Below are 21,541 nucleotides of genomic sequence, written 5' to 3'. Positions count from 1 at the left end.
CCAGTATAGCATGAAACAAAAACGGGCAACACGACATTCGTGTTACCCGCGCAATCATTATTTTTGTGAATCAGTCAACTAGCAGGACATGCCAGCCGGTAGCGCCGTTAACTCTTTTGCGACAGCTGCGATTGTTAGTTGTGCTAACGTTTAGCCACGCCACCTGACGCTTAATCTGGATTTTTTTGGCTCAGTTGCCATTGCAGATATGCATCGATGAAGGGATCTAGGTCGCCATCCATGACGGCTTGACCGTTCCCCGTTTCGTAGTCCGTCCGGTGATCCTTGACCATCGTATACGGGTGGAACACGTATGACCGAATCTGAGACCCCCAGCCAATATCCATCTGGTCGCCCTCAAGCTTGGCTTTTTCCTCGGCCTTTTTCTGTTCCTCGCGTTCATACAGCTTGGCCCGCAACATCCCCAAAGCCGTCTGCCGGTTTTGCAGTTGTGACCGTTGCGCCTGACTCTGCGTCACGATACCAGTTGGCAAGTGGGTGATTCGCACGGCCGAAGACGTCTTGTTAACGTGTTGGCCCCCAGCCCCCGAAGCCCGGTAAACGTCCACCTTCAAGTCAGCCGGGTTGATCTCAACGTCGACCGAGTCATCCAGTTCTGGTAGAACATCCACGGAAGCAAACGACGTGTGTCGCCGCCCGGCCGAATCGAATGGGGAAATCCGAACTAGCCGGTGCACGCCCTTCTCGGACCGAAGATAGCCATACGCATTGTGTCCGGCAATCAGTAACGTTGCGCTGCTTAAGCCCGCAACATCCCCCGGTTGGTAATCCAAAATGGTGACCTTAAAGCTATGCTGTTCGGCCCAACGCGTATACATCCGCATCAGCATGTCACCCCAGTCCTGGGATTCAGTGCCCCCAGCGCCGGGATGGATTTCTAAAATCGCATTGTTGCGGTCATACTTCTGGTTGAGCAACATGTTCAGGCTGTACTGCTGTAATGCTTGTTTGGCTTTGGCAAAGTCCGCCTCAAACTCCGCCTGCATGTCAGCGTCGGGTTCCTCCTGTAATAACTCCAGGGCAACCTCGAGGTCATCGACTTGGTCGGACAGGTTTTGGTATTCCTCGACCTTTTTCTTCATTTCATTGGTTTCATCAATTAATTTTTGCGCGGCTTGGGCATTGTCCCAAAAATCCGGTTGGGCCATCTGGCCTTCGTTGACACTGATGCTCTCGTTCAGGGCATCAAAGTCAAAGCGACCCCCTAAAGCCGGTTAGTTGTTCACGCATGGTGGTAATTTCACGTTTTGCATCGCTTAATTCCATGTTAGTTGGCTCCTTTTTAGTTATTCTATTTGTTTCGGGTTAAATCGTTGTTTCCGCCTCCGGGCTGGTGAAAATGAACCGGTCCACGAGAAATTTCGTTCCCGCCGGCGGGGTTCAAAGTTCCCTGCTATGGGGGTCGGTTCCAGCCTGAAAAACGGGCTTCCACCTCGACTTTGTGCCTGAGAAACGGTCACAAAGGTCGTCCCGTGGACTAGGCTGAGAAAGAACCTCAGCCAAGGCCACCGACACAGCTGGGTACTTTGCCCCGCCTCTGGTCACTGACATTGTCGCGGCCAACTTTATTTTCATACACCCTGCGGCCAACTACTAGTTTAACCCACAAACAAGTTTGTCACTAGTGTTTCGCCCTCAGTAGCGAAGCTAAAAGAAAACGAGGTCGGAATTGCTTCCGCCTCGTTCGTTCCCGTTTAACGGGTAATATTTTGTCTAATTTCAGACTTCATGAACAGGCGCGTGGCGTCGTAGTCGATGTCGGAAATCATTTCGCCGAACATCCGGAACCCATCTTGTTGGTATTCAACCAATGGGTTCAACTGACCATAGCCCCGTAATCCAATGGATTGACGTAATTGGTCCATGGCGTCGATGTGGTCGGTCCAGTGAGAGTCGACACAACGTAACAGCACAACCTTTTCGAATTCCAACATTTGAGCTGGGTCGTAGAGTTGCTTTTGCTTGTCAGCGTAAACTTCTTCAGCTAAGCCCATGAAGAAGGCCTTGATTTCATCAGCGGTCTTGCCCTTCAAATCATCCAGGCTGATCTTATCTGGTGAAACCATTGCGGAAATCCCGAAGTCTAGTAAGGTATCCAAATCCCAATCGGATTGGTCGCCTTGCGTATGCAGGTTAACCACCCGGTCAACGGTCCGTTCGATCATTGGCATCAAGACCCACTTCAATGAGGAGTCTTGGTTAATGACCTGGTTCCGTTCGCCATAGATAACGTCCCGTTGTTGACGCATAACGTCATCGTATTGCAGAACGTTCTTCCGGGAATCGTAGTTATTCCCTTCAACCCGCTTTTGTGCAGATTCCACTTGCTTAGTGATCATCCGGCTACGGATAACAGCGTCTTCGCCATCAACGTTCATCCGTTCGAGGAAGGCCTTGACCCGGTCAGAACCGAACCGCCGCATCAAATCATCTTCCAGAGACAGGTAGAACTGGGTCATACCAGGGTCACCTTGACGACCGGAACGCCCACGAAGTTGGTTATCAATCCGCCGTGATTCGTGACGTTCAGTCCCGATAACGGCTAACCCACCAATTTCAACGACGCCGGGTCCCAATTTAATATCGGTCCCCCGCCCAGCCATGTTGGTAGCGATGGTAACAGCACCCTTTTGACCAGCGTTTTGAATAATATCGGCTTCCTTGGCATGGTTCTTGGCGTTCAAGACCACGTGCGGAATGTTTTCACTATCCAAACGTTGGGACAGGTATTCTGACGTTTCCACGGCAACGGTCCCGATTAACATCGGTTGACCCTTTTCGTGTAATGACTTAATTTCCTTAACAACGGCGTCAAACTTGGATTCCAAGGTTGGGTACAACAAGTCAGGTTCATCGACCCGGACAACCGGTTTGTTGGTTGGCACGGTGATAACTTCCATGTTGTAAATTTCCCGGAATTCTTCGGCTTCGGTCTTGGCAGTACCCGTCATCCCGGAAAGCTTCTTGTACATCCGGAACAAGTTTTGGTACGTGATGTTGGCCATCGTCTTGGTTTCTTCTTGAATCTCGACGCCTTCCTTGGCTTCAATGGCTTGGTGCAGGCCGTCAGAGTAACGACGACCGTCCATAACCCGCCCAGTAAAGGAATCAACGATTAAGACTTCACCGTCTTGAACCACGTAGTCTTTATCACGAAGCATGATAAAGTTGGCCCGCAAGGCTTGGTCCATATGGTGGGTCAAGGCCGTGTTGTCGGTGTCATACAAGTTCTTCAAGTTGAAGTACTTTTCGGCCTTTTCAATCCCAGTATCGGTCAAAGCAACCGTCTTGGATTCCAGGTCGATCTTAAAGTCGTCTTTTTCATGTAAGGTCTTCGCAAAGCGATCAACCCGTTGGTAAAGCGCACTCGTCCCTTCGGACTGACCAGAAATGATCAGTGGCGTCCGGGCTTCATCAATTAAGATAGAGTCAACTTCATCGACAATCGCAAAGTTCAATGGTCGTTGAACCATATCTTCTTTGTAAACAACCATGTTATCACGCAGGTAATCGAAACCGATTTCCCCGTTGGTTGAGTAAGTGATGTCGGCGTTGTAGGCTTCCCGTTTTTCTTCTGGTGACTTTTCAGCTGAGTTCAACCCAACCGTTAAGCCCATCCAGGTGTACAGTTCACCCATTTCAGTGGCGTCACGTGCAGACAGGTATTCGTTAACCGTTACAACGTGAACCCCTTTACCGGCAATAGCGTTCAGGTACACGGGCATTGTGGCGGTCAAGGTTTTCCCTTCACCTGTCTTCATTTCGGAAATGTTCCCTTCATGAAGCACAATTCCCCCCATGATCTGCACGTGGAAAGGATAGAGGCCGAGAACCCGCTTGGCACCTTCACGGATAGCCGCAAAAGCCTCAGGCAGTAAATCGTCCAACGTTTCGCCGTCTTGATAACGCTGTTTAAATTCCGGCGTTTTTGCCTTCAGATCATCGTCTGAAAGTTGTGCGTACTCGTCGGCGTAAGCACCAACTTCGTCCGCTAATTTACTGAGGCGTCGTAAAGTCCGGCGATCACTTTCGACCCATCGTTTCAAAATATTTGCCATGTGAGAATTCCCTTCAGTACATTTAGTAAGTCTATTTAAAGTTACCCATTTGTTTACAATAAATCAACCTACATTTTACCACTATCCGGACCAAGATGAAACAAATCTCCATACTGGCGGCTTGGTGAAGCGGTTTCTTTAGCTTGGCACCAACCTAAAATAGGGTTAACAAAATTAGTTTAACAATTAATCTATTGCGATATTCAAGGGGGTCACAGACTTCCAGCGTGCATCGCGGTCTCCCCGACACACTGATTCGAGTCTTAAGTATAACAGTTCTGCGTTAAGTCTGCGTTGCGTGGAAATTAAATTGTGATTTCACTGGCCAAACTGGCTGGTGACTGGCACCGGTTGAATTGCTTGAGACACCATGTAGCAACGCCTAGGTTGCCTGGCAGGAACGTGTTCCGCAAGGCAGGTTTCTGCGCTTAACCCTGACTAAGCAATGACTCTAGACTGGACATTCATTTCAGCTTGTTTCAAATCATTTCACTGATTCTACACGGAACAATCCCGTTCCTTGCAGCCTCCGAAACGTGCTACGCGGGGCAGACTCCTGCGCTTAACCCGGCTAAGAAAATATCCAGGACTGGACATTCATTTCAGCTTACTTCAAATCGTTTCACTGGTTCTACACGGAACCATCCCGGTCCTGGCGGCCTCCGAAACGTGCTACGCGGGGCAACTGGTTCCGCTTAACACCGTAACGGAAACGACCCAGGCCCGGAATTTACGTTCAATTTAGATTGTTTTAGTTCGTTAAGTCGGTTCTCCACGGAACAATCCCGGTCCTTGCGGCTTCCGAAACGTGCTACACGAGCCAGGTCCCTGCGCTTAGAAAGTAAAAGAACTCCTGCCCGGCGCTGCCGGGCAGAAGCTCTTTTACTCCCTAATGCTCAGGACCTAAGCGGCTCGTTCCGCACTCTTATACAAAAAAGCGCCGCGAGAACTCGCAGCGCTTCGGAAACTAAATTTACTTAATCTTGGTCATCGGCCTCAATCAAGCCATACCGACCGTCGTTACGACGGTAGACGATGCTGATACCATTAGTTTCAGCGTCTTCGTAGATAAAGAAGTCATGGCCTAACATGTCCATTTGCAGAACGGCCTCTTCATTATCCATTGGCTTCAATGAAACCCGCTTGGTGCGGACAACTTCTAATTCGTTACTGTCAGCCGGTTTTTCACTGTCAGCGTCCGGTGAGAAGTCGAGATTCTTGTAACCCTTTTCCCGGGACTTACGGTTGACCTTGGTCTTGTACTTACGAATTTGACGTTCCAGCTTGTCCGTTACCAGGTCAACACTTGCATATAAGTCCGGAGAGGTTTCCTCTGCCCGTAATGTCAAGTATGGGAGTGGGATTGTTACTTCAACCTTCGCTGTCTTGTTTTGGTAGACCTTCAGGTTGACATGCGCAATTGCCTCAACATTGTTGTCGAAATATTTCTCCAACTTGCTGATACGCTTTTCAACGTAATCCCGTATTGCGTCAGTAACTTCGATGTTTTCACCACGAATATTAAATGTGAGCATAAAACTTCTCTCCCTTCAGCCAAGAATTCCTTGGCTTGCTCAGCATTAGAAGGACCACTCTTCTAATATGCTTTGCTTACACTTATTATAATAGAAAGCCCTACCAGAAACAATTAATCTAATCATTTTTACCCACCCCTTAACGCGCTAAAGTCAGGCTAGTAACCGCTTTCGCCCCTCCCAAATAAATTTGGTCAGCGGCGTGACGCAGGGTCCGCCCCGTCGTGTACACATCATCCAGCAGCAAAACGCGTTGTCCGCGGAGAAGTTGACCGGCATTGGGCGCCAGGGTAAATGGCTGGGGTGTCCGGAGTCGGTCGGCCCGGTCCTTGGCTGATTGCGGCCGTTCCTTGTGTGTTGCTCGGACCAGCAGGGCTTGCTGGAAAGGCTGATTCTGCAGCCAGCCGGTGACCTGATTGAAGCCCCGCGTCCGCCAAGTCAGCTGGTCCACCGGGATTGGCACCAACACATCATAGGTCTCCCGCTGCAGGGCCGCCGCCAATGGGGCCTGCATCAGGACCCGCAATGCATAATCCCCCTGAAATTTATATTGCTGCATGTAGGCCTTCATGGCCGAATCGTACACGTAAACGGCATGATTGGTCAGTCGATCCCCCGACCAGCGCTGGCAATCCAGACAGACAGTCTCATCTACTTGTTGCCGACCGCACGACGGACAGTGCTGACTCGTAATGGCCGTAAACCGTTGCCGACACGTGTCACAGACGGTCGCCTGCGCTATTGGGGTGAACTGCCAAATTTGGGCTAACGTCAGCGTCGTTTGTAACTGACGGCCACACCAAACGCAGGCCCTCATGGCCGTCCACCCTGGCGTCTGCCCTGGAGATTGAGGTGCGCAATCATTCCCCGCGCCAGCCGCACCCGTTTGGTATGGCTGTGACAGTAACAGGTGACCTGCCCGCTAGGAAAGTCTGCGCTTCGACCAACCCGTCCGGCAATCTGGACTAGGACGGCCGTCGAAAAGACCGGATCATCCCCACCCAAAATCACCACGGCAATATTGGGAAAGGTGACCCCGCGTTCCAAGATAGTGGTCGTAATCAGAAACGGAATCGTCTCGTCACGCATCGCCTGGACCTTGGCCGGCCGGTCCGGGTCCGCCGCATGCACGGTCACCCCGCCCTGAATACCCGCCAGTTGTAGGGCCTGACCGATTACCGGCAGGTCCACCACGTGCGGCACAAATAACAGGAACCGCTGGTGCTTGGCCAAATACCCCCGCAGCTGGTGAATCAGCGCGCTCGGCAGGCGATTGCGTAAAAGTCCTTCTCGCCACCGCCACGCCAAACGCAGATCAATCTGTGGTAACAAATGGCCGTGATAGCGGAGCGGCACGTAGGTCACCGCTAACTGTCGCCGACGAACTTGTTGCTGCAGGTCGTTGCCAGGCGTCGCGGTCAATAATAGATGACAGCCCTGGGGCTTCTGAGCGTTAGTGATGGCCCGTTGTAGCATCGGACTAGTCGCCAATGGAAAGGCATCCACCTCATCCACGACAATCAGGTCAAAGGCGGCCTTGAACCGTAACAATTGATGCGTGGTACAAATCGTCAACGGACAATAGGCGTACGGGTCAGCCTGACCACCATACAGTAAGGCCTGTGCAACCCCACCAAACGCCTGACGTAACCGGGGGGCAAGTTCCAGACACACGTCCACTCGCGGCGAGGTCCAGGCCACCCGCCAGCCTTGCGCCAACGCCCAAGCCAGCGCCGGATAGACAATTTCCGTCTTCCCCGCCCCGGTGACCGCCCACAGTAAATGGTCCGTTCGCGTTTTCACGTGTCGTAACACGGCCTGTGCCGCCACATTTTGTTGGGCACTCAATTGTCCCGTCCAAGTCAATCCCCCAGATTTGACGCGCACAAACCGGTTGGGTTCCGGAATAGTGTATAATTCATGTTGCGAGGTCAATCGGCCTAGCTGTAGGCACTGGCGACAATACCAGTCGCCGTTGGCCAACCGGTCTGTGACCGCTAACCACTGCCCACAGCGCTGACACTGCCGCCGTTCACCCACAGTTCTTAACGCGTGTTGTCCCACTGCCCCATTCGTGGGCGCGCCTCGCAACGGTAACTGGCGGCCAAAAAAGTCTTCATCATTTTGCACGGCTACTCCTCCTTACGGTGACTCTACTAGTTAACTCCGTAAAAGAAGGCCGATTATTTTTTTGAAAGGTGCTTTTTAAATGGAAACAGATTATTTAACCATCCAAGCGAGCGGCAACCACGAGCTCGAAATTAAAAAATCTCGGTTCATCGCCGATCTCGGCCGGGTCACATCGGAAGAGGACGCCAAGGCCTTTTGGGCGGACGTGACGGCCCGTGAAGCAAAGGCCACCCACCATTGCTGGGCCTACTTGATTGGTGAGCACGACGAAATCCAACGGGAAAGTGATAACGGCGAGCCCTCCGGAACCGCGGGCGTCCCCATTCTGACCGTCCTGCAACGCAACCACCTGCACAACGTGATTGCCGTGGTCACCCGGTACTTCGGCGGCATCAAGTTGGGCGCCGGTGGTTTGATTCGCGCTTACAGTAACGCCACCTCGACCGGCATCGAAGCGGTTGGCGTGGTCAAATTAGTCCGGCAACAGGCACTGACCCTCACCGTCGACTACCCCAACTACGACCGGCTCAACCACTACCTCACCGAAAACGCCATCAGCATCCTGGCCACCAACTATACGGACCAGGTTGCCGTCACGATTGCGGTCGATTTAGCCGCCGTCGCTGACACCCAGGCCGCCATCACTAACCTGCTAAGCGACCGACTGACGGTTACCCTGGGCGACATCGCCTATAACGAAGTCCCGGTGGAAATCAACGCCAGCAGTCATGACAAAACGGATTAATTCTTCTACTAATACATTGGCAAACGAAAAGGTGTGCCGTCAGAAATTTTCTGGCGACACACCTTTTATGGTTAAACTTCAAATTGGTTCCTACTCGTCAGAATTCTTCGACGTGAGTTTCTGAACAACCCGATTGATCCAGTGCAACAAGGGCTGTCGATCCGAACCAACCAGGCCAATGGCCTCCACGAAGAGTTCTAGTCCAATCAGGATGGCCACCGTCAACAGGACGGACCCCCAGATGGTAGACAACGGATAGAGCAAGGAAATAAAGGAAAAGATCAACGCAATGCCGTAGATGACCAGCACCGTTTGCCGGTGGGTTAAGCCCAACTGCATCAAGCGGTGATGCAAATGGTGCTTATCCGCATGCGAGATTGGCTGCCGATTTAAGATCCGGCGAATCATGGCGTACACGGTATCCGTGATGGGCACCCCGAGAATGATCACGGGGATGATCACGGAAATAAACGTGACGTTCTTTAACCCATAGAGGGAGAAACAGGCAATCATGAACCCGATAAACTGGGCCCCGGTATCCCCTAAATAAATCCGGGCTGGGAAAAAGTTATAAGGTAAGAACCCAACCATGGCAGCCACCAACGCGAAAATCATGATGGCCACCCAGGTGTTGGCTACGTTTAAGAAGAACAAGCCGGTAATCCCAGTGGTCGTCAACGCAATGATTGAGACCCCGGTCGCTAGCCCATCCAGCCCATCGATCAGGTTGATGGCATTCACGATGGCCACAATCCACAGCAACGTGATTGGCAGGGCTAACCAGCCAAAGTGCCAGACGCCCACGAAGGGTAACGTCAGGTAACGCATCCGCACGCCGGCCACGAAATAAACTTCCAGGGCCGCCAGCAGTTGTCCTAAAATCTTCTGCTTGGGGGAAAGCTCGAAGACATCATCGATCATGCCCTCAGCAACGATAATACATTCACCACCGAACAACCCCCACAGCTGTTGCGTTGGCATTTGGTCACGTAACAAAAACATGGTTGAAAATGTAAACGCAATGAAGATGGCTAGGCCACCCAGGGTCGGCATGGGAACTTTGTTGACCCGGCGTTGATTCGGTTTATCCACCGCACCAATTTGAAACGCAAAGCGGCGTACAAACGGGGTTAGGACCGCGGAGATAATCATGGTAGCAAATAAGCTAACAATAATCTCAAATTTCATTAAAGTGTCCTCTTTCTTTCATTCAACTCTTTTGCTAATTATACAAATCTATGAAATTAAACACAACCGCCTTTTCGGACTCATCAGAGAAAAATAAGCTTTGTTCAGTCAACTAACACAATTCACAAAGTACCCCGCTCTGGGTTTGTGAATTAAAAATTAATTCATAAAGTTTGTGTAAGCGTTTCCTTTCTATCCAATTGGGCGATTTCGTGCACAAGTGTACAGACAAAAGCCTAAAATTCACAGATTTTTCTTGTGCAAATCAGGCAAAAGCCATATAATGGATTTGTGCCATTGAGAAAGGTTTCACATTTCATTTGTGTCCAAGCTATTTATCCTATTTCCTTGTGAAACCTTTCCAGTCGTCCGTCACTTTGGTTTGTATTTTGAAAGGAGATTTTTCTATTGGCTGCTAATGATAAAGCAACAAAGACAGAAACGGCTAAAGAAGAACAAGCTTCACCCATCTTAATTCAAATGGGGATCTTCGCCGCCATCCTGTTTGTTTCCAGCCTAATTTCCCCACTGTTCCCAGCAACGTTCCCAGTTCCAACGCCTGTTATCGGTTTGGTAATCCTTTACATCTTATTGGCTTCCCACATCGTTAAGTTACGTAACGTTGAAAAATTTGGGGACTTCATGATCAGTTTGATTGCCTTCTTGTTCGTTCCTTCAGGTATCCAATTGGCTGCTAGCCTGGACATCTTAAAGGCTCAAGGGGTTCAACTGGTTGTCGTTATCTTAATTGCAACGATTGTCCTGCTGGTTGTTGTGGCCTACACGACCGCCGGATTCATCTGGCTTCGGAAGAACGTCTTCCATCGTGACGTTAACGTCGAAGAATAAATTCGTCGACTGCTACTACTTTCACTAGAAAAGGATGAAAATTTATGATGACTTTAACTGCAACCGCCCATATGGCAGTTTGGGGCAAATGGCTCGGTGACGCGTTAGGAACTAACGCCGCTGGTGCTTCTGCCGGTAACGCATTATTTGGTATTTTTCTATCATTAGTTGTTTACTTATTCGGTCAATGGTTATTCAAGATCGGTAAAGGTTTCTTCTTATTCCAACCTCTGTTCGTTGGGATGGTCTTAGGGATCTTCATTCTGTTCCTGTTTGCTAAGGCATTCGGAACGGACACGGCTACTTTCTACAAGTCAGCCTACTTACCAGGTGGTAACATTATCTTCTGGTTCTTGAACCCAGCTACTATCGCCTTCGCTATTCCTCTGTACCGTCGGAATGACGTTGTTAAGAAGTTCTGGTTGGAAATCGTGCTTTCCCTGATCGTTGGGTTAGTTATTTCCTTGTTCGTTATCTACTACGTCTCAAAGCTTATCGGTTTGGACAACGTTGGTATTGCTTCAATGATGCCACAAGCTGCCACGACCGCCATCGCGATGCCTATTGCCGGTGCTATCGGTGGTAACACTGCCGTTACTGCCATGGCCTGCATCCTCAACGCCGTTATCATTTACGCCTTGGGTGACTGGCTCGTTAAGTTCTTCCATGTTAACAGCGACCCAATTGGTGCCGGACTTGGTTTAGGTACTGCCGGACACACGGTTGGCTCTGCTAAGGCCTTACAACTTGGTTCTATCCAAGGGTCTATGGCATCCATCGCCGTTGTTGTTATCTCTATCGTTGTTGATATCGTTGTTCCACCATTTGCTTCTATGATGGGCTTAATCTAAGCTAACTTAAACTAGCTTGCTAAACACCGAATCCATTTGGGTTCGGTGTTTTTTTGCGCTCTTGAGTCTCCGGTCTTAGGTTTGAGTCAAGAGCTTTAAGTCAAACCCGTCAAGTCACTTGCGATTGGCCGCCTGCGGCTTCCAGGACTACGCCTGCTGTGGGGCCGGTTCCCGCCTGAGAACCGGGCTCCCACCTCAACTTTGCCCCCTGCTAAGTTCGTGCAGGGCTCAAAGTTTGTCCCATTCTGTAAACCGGCCCAAGAACGCCGACTAACAGAATCGACACAGCCGTCTCCGTCCTGGCTTCCTCCGGCTCTCGATTGTGCGTTGATTGATGCATTTGCTTAGCCCGTTTGGCCCAAGACCTTGAAGACCAAGCGCAAAATCAACCGCCACATGGTCTAAATTCAGGTTAAGCAGCAATAGAAAGATCGTTGGTTCCCCAATTATCTACTCTTAATCCCCCTACTCTACTGATTTTTTTGGTGGAAGCAGTTCTACAACACAAGCTACTTCACACAACCCGCAATTTGCCCGTCTAGATATCATTCTCCGTGGCTTTACTAGCGAGTTGGTAAACTTACCCATGAACGGCTAAAGTCCCTGACAGCGCCGAATAGCATTGGAATTCAGCTACCCACTCACCTTATTGATTGACATTCTAGCTTGTCGATCTTTCTACCTTCAAATTGCACTTTCAGTCAGCCTGGCACCATCATGCTTAAAAAAGAACACCTACCAATAACGGCAAGTGCTCTCATTTAACAATATTTCCTTTGCGTCATAATTAATTCTCATCATTCAGATGATTTTTTCCATACATTCTTAGTACAAATGGAACAACTAACCCCGCCCCAATATAAACGAAAACATACACCGCCAAGAATGGCGACGCTATCTTTCCGCTTAAAAGGAAATAGTAAAAGTATTCCAATATCATCAGTCCACCACAAATCAAAATGGGTTTATAGACCGTTTTCTTCAGTGCTGCATAGAAGATATAGGACACGAAAACAATTGGAGGTTAGTCCTAGTAGCCAAAAGCATAGTGCAAGCCACGCACTCCCATTGAACGCCAACAGCACAACGGTAATCGCCATGCCGGCCAGATCATAAAGTGCCAAGGGCACCCCACTCCATGCTAAAGCCCATAATATCACTTTGCGAAACACGGGATCATTTCCATCAAAAAGTCATCACTTTTGCTTATATGGCACAAACAATCTTTAAGAATATTCAAGCTGGTTGACCTGCCTTGCATGTTATCGGTCAAAAACGGTCGAACGATCCGCGATAAATTCTATACTCACACATATGAGTACCTCTAACAGCATGTTACCCGTTTAATCATGTAAATACTACATCGTCTCTCAATTTTGAAGTGAACCTTTAAGAATTTACAGGACTTGAACTTCCAGGTACCACAAAAGGCGCTCCCCCGACAACCGTGTAACCGACTGTTTGAGGAACGCCTTTTCTGGTGAAACTACTCTTTTAAGTGATAGTTATAAGTCGAAACGATGATATTTTCCCGTGAGTTCAGGATTGTCCGTAAGCGTAACGCCGTTTGGTTATGCAGGACATTTTGCCACGGGTGCCGCGGAACGAACTGCGGTACCAGGACCGTGGTCGTAAAGTTCCGTTCAGCTGCCCGCTTGGCAATCACGTCACAGAACCGCAACGTTGGCGTGGCAATGGAGCGGTAAGACGAGTGGATATCCACGAACCGGATGTCTGGGAACTCTTCTTTGAACTCCTGAGCCGTCTTGTGTTCCTTCTCTGGATTTTCATCGAAGGACACGTGCATCGCAATCACGTAGTCCCCAATGGACCGCGCGTAGTTGATGGCACCGGATGTCACCCGGGTGATGTTGCTGACCAGCACGATGACGGTCGCCCCATCATACTCGTGGATGTCAGCCCGTTCCTTTTCAGCGACCCGCAACTGTTTCGCGACGTTATGGTAATGACCATTAATCCGATAAAACAGTAACAGAATCAATGGCATAATGATCAGGTATGGCCAAACATTGCCAAAACGCAGCAACAGCAAGACGGTAACCAATCCCAGTGAAATCAAGGCCCCTAATAAGTTAATCAGCGCCTTACCAATCCACCAGCCCTCGCGTGTTCTGAACCAGTGAATGATCATCCCAGACTGTGACAGGACAAATGGCACGAAAACCCCAATTGCATAGAGGGGAATCAACAGCGTCGTTTGACCATGGAAAATCAGAATCAAGACAATCGCCCCAACGGCTAGCGAGATAATCCCGTTGGAATACCCTAACCGGTCCCCCCGGTCAAGGTACGCGTGTGGCAGGAATTTATCCTTGGCTAAGTTGTAGGCCAAGATTGGAAAGGCCGAGAACCCAGTGTTCGCAGCCACAGCCAAAATCATGGCCGTTGACAGTTGGAAAATGTAATACAGCACACCATGGCCAAAGACCGCCGTCCCAATTTGTGACAGCACGGTCTGGCTACTCTGTGGCCGAATGCCCATGTAGTAACTCAGGAACGTAATCCCAGCGAAGAAGATGGCCAGGATACCCGCCATAATGGCCAGCGTTGCCGCCGCATTATGCCGTTTCGGCTCCTTGAAGTTTGGTACCGCGTTACTAATGGCTTCGACCCCAGTCAATGAAGATGACCCAGACGAGAACGCCCGCAGGAACAGCAACAACGTCATGCCCTTTACGGGATCGCCCAATGGGGTTGCCGCAGCGTGATACGTGATATTTCCACTCATGATGTTGTAGAAACCAACACCAATCATCACGATGATCATGCCAATGAACAAGTAGACAGGAATCGTCAGAAAGGCCGCCGACTCCTTCATTCCCCGCAAGTTCAAAAGCATAATCCCAATAACGATTAAGACTGATACCAATACGGAATACGGATACAGCGCTGGAATCGCCGAGGTAATCGCCTCGGTCCCAGAAGTCGTTGAAACCGCCACGGTCAGCATATAATCAACCAGCAAGGAACCCCCAGCGACTAACCCAGCCGATTGGCCCCAGTTAGTGCTAGCAACCACGTACGCGCCACCCCCGGAAGGATATGCGTGAATGATCTGCTGGTAAGAAAGCGTGATCGCAAATAACAGAACTAAGACCAGTGCAGCAACCCACAATTGATACATCAAAGCGGCTGCTGATAAGGTAATCAGAACTGTCGTAATTTGCTCAGTACCATAAGCCACGGAAGATAACGCATCAGACGAGAGTAAGGCTAACGCTTTAAACTTGGTTAACGCCTGACCGCCTTCGTCCATGGTCTTGAGGGGTTTACCAATTAAAACCCGCTTTAAATAACGCCACATGACTATTTACTCCTTATCTCCATAAATAATGAAAACGGGTCTATGCCCGTTAATAAGTGCTTTTCAGATTGAATCCGAATGTGTGGTAAGTCTACTACAACTAGCTCCACATTACCACAATTCTAGCAGTTAGCAACACCAGAATTTCTCAACGAACTTATCCATTATCCGGCAAAGGCTAAGAGAAATAAAGACTTTCTTTTTACTTTGTTTTGTTGCTACCCCCTAATCCCTGATATACCGACCCTTTACCCGCTGAAATTTGGTTAAATTTCCCCTTAAAAGCCCTAATTTAGACGCAAAAAACGAGAAGATCGCAATCTTCTCGTTTTTGATAATCATTTTAATGAAGCAGTCGCTTACATCATGCCGCCCATTCCTGGGTTAGCAGCTGGTGCAGCTGGTGCTGGATTGTCTTCTGGCTTTTCAGCAACAACGGCTTCAGTCGTCAACAACAGAGCTGAGACAGAGGCAGCGTTTTGCAGAGCAGAACGGGTAACCTTGGTAGGGTCAGTGATACCGGCCTTAACCATGTCTTCGTACGTGTTGTCAGCAGCGTTGTAACCAATACCAGGCTTTTCACTCTTCAAATGTTCAACAACAACAGAGCCTTCGACCCCGGCGTTTTGAGCGATTTGACGAACGGGTTCTTCCAAGGCACGCAGCACGATGTTTACACCGGTCTGTTCGTCGCCTTCGGCTTCAACCTTGGCAACGTCCTTGATGACGTTGATCAAAGCAGTCCCACCACCAGCAACGAAGCCTTCTTCAACGGCCGCACGGGTAGCGTTCAAGGCATCTTCAATCCGGTACTTACGTTCCTTCAATTCAGTTTCCGTAGCGGCACCGACACGAACGACGGCAACCCCACCGGATAACTTAGCCAAACGTTCCTTCAGCTTGTCGCGATCAAAGTCAGAAGTCGTATCGTCAATCTGACCCTTGATTTCAGCAACCCGAGCAGCGATTTGGTCCTTAGCACCAGCACCTTCAACGATGGTGGTGTCATCCTTCGTCACGTTAACCTTTTGGGCTTGACCTAATTGATCGATGGTCGTGTCCTTCAAGTTCAGACCTAAGTCATCGGTAATCACAGTCCCACCAGTTAAGGTCGCGATATCAGCCAATTGGGCCTTACGACGGTCACCAAAACCAGGTGCCTTAACAGCAACCACGTTGAAGGTCCCACGCATCTTGTTCAATACCAAGGTTGGTAAAGCTTCACCGGTGATGTCATCAGCGATAATCAAGAGTGAACGGCTTTGTTCAACGACGGATTGTAACAATGGCAAGATGTCTTGAATGTTGGCAATCTTCTTGTCGGTGATCAAGATGTAAGGGTTGTCGAGGTTTGCTTCCATCTTATCGTTGTCGGTAACCATGTATTGTGACATGTACCCACGATCGAATTGCATCCCTTCAACAACGTCCAAGCTGGTATCAACCCCACGAGATTCTTCAATAGTGATGACCCCGTCATTACCAACCTTTTCCATGGCGTCAGCAATCAAATTACCCGTTTCCTTGCTGGCAGATGAAATAGAAGCGATTTGGGCGATATCGTCCTTGGTCTTCACGTCGATAGACATCTTGTGTAAAGCGTCCACAGCGGCGTCAGTGGCCTTTTCGATCCCGCGACGGATACCAACAGGGTTGGCACCGGCAGTGACGTTCTTCATCCCTTCGTTAACGATGGCTTGCGTTAAGACAGTGGCCGTCGTGGTCCCATCACCAGCGATATCGTTGGTCTTGGAAGCAACTTCGGAAACTAACTTCGCACCCATGTTTTCAAAGTGATCGTCTAATTCAATTGCCTTAGCAATCGTAACACCATCATTCGTGATGGTTGGGTTGCCGTAGCTTTGTTCCAAAACCACGTTACGACCCTTAGGCCCTAAGGTGGTCTTGACCGTATCAGCTAACTTATCAACACCAGCAAGCATCTTGCTGCGTGCATCTTCAGAGAACTTTAATTCTTTAGCCATTTTTTACATTCACCTCATACTAAATTTTTTAAATAGTTGCACGTATTAGTGGGAAAGCAATTAGTCAACGACAGCGACTAAATCCTTTTCGTGTAAAACAAGGTAAGTCTTGTCTTCGTACTTAACTTCCGTACCGGCATACTTATCAAACAATACCTTGTCGCCAACCTTAACAGCTGGGGCTACCTTATCGCCATTGTCTAACACACGGCCATCGCTGACAGCAACGACATTGGCCGTTGAAGGCTTTTCCTGAGCATTACTTGCTAAAACAATGCCACCAACCGTAGTTTCTTCTTCTTGTGGTTGATCCAAAATGACGCGGTCTCCTAATGGTTTTAACACTTGAATCCCTCCAATAAACTTACTTTTTAGCACTGTTAGCACTTGACTAACATAAGTGCTAATCACAATATCTAATATATGGTTTTTCCTCGTAAAAATCAAGGAATTTGGCAAACAAATTCTCGAGTGCTAATTGGTCAGTCCACTGATGCCTTGTGGGCCTAGGGATGACCGCACATTGTATGAATTTATTCATAGACGAAGACCGGCAACATCTCGTTGGCAGCGCCTCCAGTCAGACGGAAATCCACCAGTGTGCGGCAGGTCTCAACTGGCACCACCGGCCGGCAGTTAGGCCAACTTGGCGCCACTAGCACGGCCACTTTCAAGTCCCCATCAGCTGGACTGACCATCCTCGTTGTTCCCTATCATACCGACCTCCTGACAAATTGCCATTAATTTGATAGGCTCCCCTGCTGCCGCTGCTCGGTAAACCAATCAGTTGGGCATCGGGCCAAGATAGCTGTCACTTCCAGCACTAACATGCGGGTATGGCCCAGTTGCCACCCTGAGTGACTAGGCCCCCAATCTGATGACCATCGACACAGTTAACGTGGTTGTTTTTAAGTACACAATCACAAAGTCGTCAAAGTGAAGGCTTTTTTCACCAATTTCGGCAAATTTGACCGCAGACTTTCACAAATGGCAACAAAAAAGCCGCAACCTACGAATAGATTACGACTCCCTGATTATTCTTTGTTGTAGTGTTCCAAGAAGTAGATCAGCGTTTGCAATTCGTTGGTCAAATCAACGTTTTGCACGCGGACATCCTTAGGCACCGTGACCCGCAGTGGTGTGAAGTTCAAAATTCCCTTCACCCCGCCGGCAACAGCGTCATCCGTGACGGATTGGGCCACGTCGGCTGGGACCGTTAAGATGGCCACTTGAATCTGTTGTTCTTCCAGCTGTGTCCGCAGCTCTGACATGGGGTAGATTGGCACGCCGCTTTGAATCGTGTTGGCAATATCTGCGTTCACGTCAAAGGCCGCACTGATCCGCACGTTTCCGTCTTGATGGAAGTTGAAGTTCAAGAGCGCATGGCCCAAGTTCCCGACCCCAATCAAGGCAACGTTCGTCAGCCGATCTTGGTTCAAAATTTTCTTAAAGAACTTAATTAAGCTCTCAACATCGTAACCGTATCCCCGTTTACCGAGGGCACCGAAGTACGAGAAATCACGACGAATGGTGGCAGAGTCAACCTTAACGGCTTCTGACAATTCCGTCGAAGAAACACGCGTCTTGTCTGCATCCAACAAAATGTTTAAGTAACGATAGTAAATGGGTAACCGCTTTGCTGTAGCGCGGGGAATCTTTTGTTCAGTCAAAAAACGAGACCTCCTAATCAATATTACGAGTTACCACCAGTCGGCGATAACACTTTCTCTAAATGACATCCTGATTGTGAAATTGACTTTCTTACAAATTATAGCATAACCACCGGCCTTGTGAAAGAATTTGCAAATATTTTTCACAATTCTTTACTAATTTCGGTCTAATCCCAGAATATGCTAAAATAGACGTATCTGCGTTGGTCAGGTCAGCCCCTCAATTTGAGTGGCAAAAATAACCGGGAGCCATCGCGACACTGGCTTTTTCGTGGCTTTCGCTTCAGCTGACCAACGAATAACTAATTAACCATCAACATGAATTAAACTAAAAAATATAAGGAGGTCGGTTCACCGTGATACTTTTACAAGTGCAACAGGTTACCCGCCGATTCGGCGCCACCGTCCTGTTTGAAAATGTCAGTCTGGATGTCCCTGAACACGGTCGCGTCGCCCTAGTCGGCCGCAACGGTGCTGGAAAATCCACCCTGCTCAAAATGATTGCCGGCGAAACCACCCCGGATGTCGGTCAGATTACCACTAAACGGGGACTTACCCTGGGCTACCAAGCGCAAAACGCCGGCTTAGCCTCATCTAAAACGGTTTGGAACGAAATGCTGGAGGTCTTCGCTGAGGTCCGGGCGACGGAGAAACGGATTCACGAACTTGAAACGCAAATGAGTGACCCCGCCATCATTGCCGACGAGGAACAATTTGCCCAAATCAGTGCAACCTACGATCAGCTTCAACAAGATTTTAGTGACCACAATGGCTACGGCTACCAGGCCGAGATTCGCGGTGTGCTTCACGGGTTTGAATTTGGCGAAGAATACTATGATAAACCCATCAATGAACTCTCGGGTGGGCAGCGGACCCAATTGGCCTTGGCCAAACTGCTGTTGGAACGGCCCGACTTACTCATTTTGGACGAACCCACCAACCATTTGGACGTTGAAACGTTGACCTGGCTCGAAGGCTACCTCCAAGGTTACTCTGGTGCTATTCTCGTCGTTTCCCATGACCGGTACTTCCTGGATCACGTGGTCAACGACGTCTACGACATGGCGCACGGCGGACTGGTCCACTATCCCGGCAACTATTCCCACTACATTTCCGCTAAGGCCGAACGGCTACGGCGCGAATGGAAGGAATATGACAAGCAGCAATCTGAAATCGGTAAGCTCGAGGACTTTGTGAACAAGAACATCGTCCGGGCCTCGACGACGAAACGGGCCCAGGCTCGCCGGAAGCAGCTGGACAAGATGGACCGCATGGAGAAACCCGAGGGCGATGAAAAGGTCGCCCGCTTCACCTTTACGCCGCACCGCCAAAGCGGGAACGTCGTGTTGGACGTGGTCAACGGTGCCGTCGGGTACGACCAACAGATTCTCTGCGCCCCAGTCACCCTCGACATCAAGAAACACCAAGCCGTCGCCATCGTCGGCCCCAATGGTATCGGGAAATCCACCTTGCTGAAAACGATTCTGGGTCGCATCCCCGCCATTCAGGGTCAAATCATCTTTGGCACCGGCGTGGATACCGGGTACTACGACCAAGACCAAGCCACGCTGCACGAGAAGAAGACCGTCTTGCATGAGCTGTGGGACGACCATCCCACGACCCCCGAAGGCGATATTCGCTCTATCTTAGGCAGTTTTCTATTCACCGGAAGCGATGTCGACAAGAGCGTCCACAGTCTTAGTGGGGGCGAACGGGCCCGGCTCCTGCTGACCAAGCTGGCACTGCGGCACGATAACTTTCTGATGCTGGACGAACCGACGAACCATTTGGACATCGACAGCCGCGAGGTCTTGGAAAATGCCCTGAATGAATTCGACGGGACCATCCTCTTCGTTTCCCATGACCGGTACTTCATCAACCAGGTCGCCACACAGGTCGTTGAATTGGCCCCAACCGGCACGACACGTTACCTGGGTAACTATGATTACTACATGGAGAAAAAGGCGGAACAGGATGCCTATGCCGCCAAGGAAGCTGCCGAAGCGGAGGAGGCCCACCCAACCGTGGTTGCCCCGAAGCAAACGCAGGTCGACTACCAGCAACAAAAGGAGCAGCAAAAGGCCAAGCGGAAATTAAGCCGCCAGGTCGAGGCGCTGGAAACCAAGCTCGGTGACCTCGAACAACAGAAAACGGTCATCGAAACGGACATGAGTTCACCAGACAACTTCAACGATGCCGAGAAGCTAGCTGACCTGCAGGCACAATTGACTGCGGTCACCACGGACCTCGACGCCACCGAAGAAGAATGGACGGAAAAGAGTTTAGCTTTAGAAGATTTTAACGATTAATTAAAAAGCCGTTTCACCCGTTATCCCCTAAGGGACGCGAGTGAAACGGTTTTAATTTACCCTTTTATAAAGCGGTGTATCCGCCATCGACGTTAATCGTGGCGCCGGTCACAAATGACGCCTCATCGCTAGCAATGAAGGCAATGACGTTGGCGATTTCCGCCGGTTCGGCTAGCCGGCCGATTGGCATCTTACCCACCATCGGTCCGGTCACTTCTGGCGGCAATGTCTTCAGGAGCGGTGTCGCCACGTAGCCCGGTGCCACCGAGTTGAACCGGATGCCCTGTTGCGCATAGGTGACGGCTTGGGATTTGGTATAGTTGGCCACACCAGCCTTGGCTGCGGAATAGGCCTGGGATTTGGCGGCGCCCACGACCCCGAGAATCGAGCTCATGTTGACGACGCTCCCACTCCCCTGCTTCACCATCTGGGCGACGGCGACCTTGTTGGTCAAGACGACACCGGTCAAATCAATCGCGATCACCTTGTTCCAGTTGGCCATGTCAATATCGGCCACGCCAGCCTTCTGCTCGGCAACCCCGGCATTGGCCACCAAAATATCCAGGTGCCCGTACTGACTGACCACCTGGTCGACCATCGCTTGCAGGGACTGCTCGTCCGTGACGTCCGTCTCGATAAACGCAATCCCAGCGTCGGCAGGCGCCGTCACGTCAGCGGACACCGCCGTTGCGCCCTCAGCCGTAAACTTTTGAATGGTCGCCAGTCCGATTCCGGACGAGCCACCCGTGACAACGGCTACCTTGTTCTCTAGCTTACCCATGACACATCACTCCTTTGCGTCCAGTATACTGCAACTTATCGTTTAAATGTAAGCGCTTTATTTGTGCCTCCGGGTGGGGGAAAATAAGACCGGT

The 21,541-nt window shown here is 50.0% G+C and carries 15 protein-coding genes; 4 read left to right on the top strand and 11 right to left on the bottom strand.

Annotated elements, in window-relative coordinates:
* Positions 1–170: 170 nt before the first annotated feature.
* The 5 genes from prfB to JUF22_RS06460 form a co-directional block, all read right to left on the bottom strand.
* A protein-coding gene (gene prfB / locus JUF22_RS06480; protein WP_203644692.1) for a peptide chain release factor 2 occupies positions 171–1,287 on the bottom strand; the annotation gives its coding sequence in 2 pieces (ribosomal slippage) (positions 171–1,214 and positions 1,216–1,287; 1,116 coding nt in all).
* Between the two features lie 428 nt (positions 1,288–1,715).
* Positions 1,716–4,079 carry a preprotein translocase subunit SecA gene (gene secA, locus JUF22_RS06475; RefSeq protein ID WP_203644691.1) on the bottom strand — a complete coding sequence of 788 codons (2,364 nt, stop codon included), beginning with the start codon at positions 4,077–4,079 and terminating at the stop codon, positions 1,716–1,718.
* 977 nt (positions 4,080–5,056) lie between these two features.
* Positions 5,057–5,614: a ribosome hibernation-promoting factor, HPF/YfiA family gene (hpf, locus tag JUF22_RS06470; RefSeq protein WP_203644687.1), complete on the bottom strand. Its 558-nt coding sequence runs from the start codon at positions 5,612–5,614 to the stop codon at positions 5,057–5,059.
* Positions 5,615–5,753: 139 nt separating this feature from the next.
* Positions 5,754–6,431: a ComF family protein gene (locus JUF22_RS06465; RefSeq protein ID WP_203644681.1), complete on the bottom strand. Its 678-nt coding sequence runs from the start codon at positions 6,429–6,431 to the stop codon at positions 5,754–5,756.
* Positions 6,428–7,744, bottom strand: a complete 1,317-nt coding sequence (locus tag JUF22_RS06460) for an ATP-dependent helicase ComFA (RefSeq protein ID WP_203644680.1) — start codon at positions 7,742–7,744, stop codon at positions 6,428–6,430. Before JUF22_RS06460 ends, JUF22_RS06465 begins: the two co-directional genes overlap by 4 nt.
* Before the next feature lie 79 nt (positions 7,745–7,823).
* Here JUF22_RS06460 and JUF22_RS06455 point away from each other — a divergent pair, with 79 nt between their 5' ends.
* Positions 7,824–8,489, top strand: coding sequence for a YigZ family protein (locus tag JUF22_RS06455; protein WP_203644678.1), 666 nt, complete (start codon positions 7,824–7,826; stop codon positions 8,487–8,489).
* 90 nt (positions 8,490–8,579) lie between these two features.
* Here JUF22_RS06455 and JUF22_RS06450 read toward each other — a convergent pair whose 3' ends face one another.
* Positions 8,580–9,677, bottom strand: a complete 1,098-nt coding sequence (locus JUF22_RS06450) for a glycosyltransferase family 4 protein (protein ID WP_203644677.1) — start codon at positions 9,675–9,677, stop codon at positions 8,580–8,582.
* 480 nt (positions 9,678–10,157) lie between these two features.
* Between JUF22_RS06450 and JUF22_RS06445 the strand changes: the two genes are divergently transcribed.
* Positions 10,158–10,526: a CidA/LrgA family protein gene (locus JUF22_RS06445; RefSeq protein ID WP_125765725.1), complete on the top strand. Its 369-nt coding sequence runs from the start codon at positions 10,158–10,160 to the stop codon at positions 10,524–10,526.
* A 44-nt stretch (positions 10,527–10,570) separates the two neighbouring features.
* On the top strand, positions 10,571–11,377 hold the full coding sequence (locus JUF22_RS06440; protein WP_203644675.1) for an LrgB family protein: 807 nt from the start codon (positions 10,571–10,573) through the stop codon (positions 11,375–11,377).
* Between the two features lie 1,486 nt (positions 11,378–12,863).
* Here JUF22_RS06440 and kimA read toward each other — a convergent pair.
* From kimA to JUF22_RS06420, 4 genes are all read right to left on the bottom strand, one after another.
* Entirely contained in the window at positions 12,864–14,702 is a 1,839-nt protein-coding gene (gene kimA / locus JUF22_RS06435) for a potassium transporter KimA (RefSeq protein ID WP_203644674.1), read from the bottom strand.
* A 359-nt stretch (positions 14,703–15,061) separates the two neighbouring features.
* Complete coding sequence (gene groL, locus JUF22_RS06430) at positions 15,062–16,687, bottom strand: chaperonin GroEL (RefSeq protein ID WP_203644673.1); 1,626 nt, start codon at positions 16,685–16,687, stop codon at positions 15,062–15,064.
* Positions 16,688–16,747: 60 nt separating this feature from the next.
* Complete coding sequence (gene groES, locus JUF22_RS06425) at positions 16,748–17,032, bottom strand: co-chaperone GroES (protein ID WP_125765712.1); 285 nt, start codon at positions 17,030–17,032, stop codon at positions 16,748–16,750.
* A gap of 689 nt (positions 17,033–17,721) precedes the next feature.
* Positions 17,722–18,357, bottom strand: a complete 636-nt coding sequence (locus tag JUF22_RS06420) for a redox-sensing transcriptional repressor Rex (protein WP_125765711.1) — start codon at positions 18,355–18,357, stop codon at positions 17,722–17,724.
* A 356-nt stretch (positions 18,358–18,713) separates the two neighbouring features.
* Here JUF22_RS06420 and JUF22_RS06415 point away from each other — a divergent pair, with 356 nt between their 5' ends.
* Positions 18,714–20,666 (top strand): ABC-F family ATP-binding cassette domain-containing protein, encoded by a 1,953-nt coding sequence (locus JUF22_RS06415; RefSeq protein WP_203644671.1) that lies wholly within the window; start codon positions 18,714–18,716, stop codon positions 20,664–20,666.
* A gap of 64 nt (positions 20,667–20,730) precedes the next feature.
* On the opposite strand, the gene JUF22_RS06410 is transcribed toward JUF22_RS06415, so the two are convergent.
* On the bottom strand, positions 20,731–21,447 hold the full coding sequence (locus JUF22_RS06410) for an SDR family NAD(P)-dependent oxidoreductase (protein ID WP_203644670.1): 717 nt from the start codon (positions 21,445–21,447) through the stop codon (positions 20,731–20,733).
* Positions 21,448–21,541: the final 94 nt, after the last annotated feature.

It is taken from the genome of Levilactobacillus lanxiensis (assembly GCF_016861655.1).
In the GTDB taxonomy this organism is placed as follows: domain Bacteria; phylum Bacillota; class Bacilli; order Lactobacillales; family Lactobacillaceae; genus Levilactobacillus; species Levilactobacillus lanxiensis.
Note: the sequence above shows the minus strand (reverse complement) of the source record. Positions and strands in the feature narration are given on the sequence as shown.

Bases quoted from the DNA above. Each gene is read 5' to 3' on its own strand.
- JUF22_RS06450 (WP_203644677.1), bottom strand. From the start codon at position 9,677: ATGAAATTTGAGATTATTGTTAGCTTATTTGCTACCATGATTATCTCC.
- secA (WP_203644691.1), bottom strand. From the start codon at position 4,079: ATGGCAAATATTTTGAAACGATGGGTCGAAAGTGATCGCCGGACTTTA.
- JUF22_RS06445 (WP_125765725.1), top strand. From the start codon at position 10,158: ATGGGGATCTTCGCCGCCATCCTGTTTGTTTCCAGCCTAATTTCCCCA.
- JUF22_RS06455 (WP_203644678.1), top strand. From the start codon at position 7,824: ATGGAAACAGATTATTTAACCATCCAAGCGAGCGGCAACCACGAGCTC.
- JUF22_RS06440 (WP_203644675.1), top strand. From the start codon at position 10,571: ATGATGACTTTAACTGCAACCGCCCATATGGCAGTTTGGGGCAAATGG.
- JUF22_RS06410 (WP_203644670.1), bottom strand. From the start codon at position 21,447: ATGGGTAAGCTAGAGAACAAGGTAGCCGTTGTCACGGGTGGCTCGTCC.
- groL (WP_203644673.1), bottom strand. From the start codon at position 16,687: ATGGCTAAAGAATTAAAGTTCTCTGAAGATGCACGCAGCAAGATGCTT.
- kimA (WP_203644674.1), bottom strand. From the start codon at position 14,702: ATGTGGCGTTATTTAAAGCGGGTTTTAATTGGTAAACCCCTCAAGACC.
- hpf (WP_203644687.1), bottom strand. From the start codon at position 5,614: ATGCTCACATTTAATATTCGTGGTGAAAACATCGAAGTTACTGACGCA.
- JUF22_RS06465 (WP_203644681.1), bottom strand. From the start codon at position 6,431: ATGAGGGCCTGCGTTTGGTGTGGCCGTCAGTTACAAACGACGCTGACG.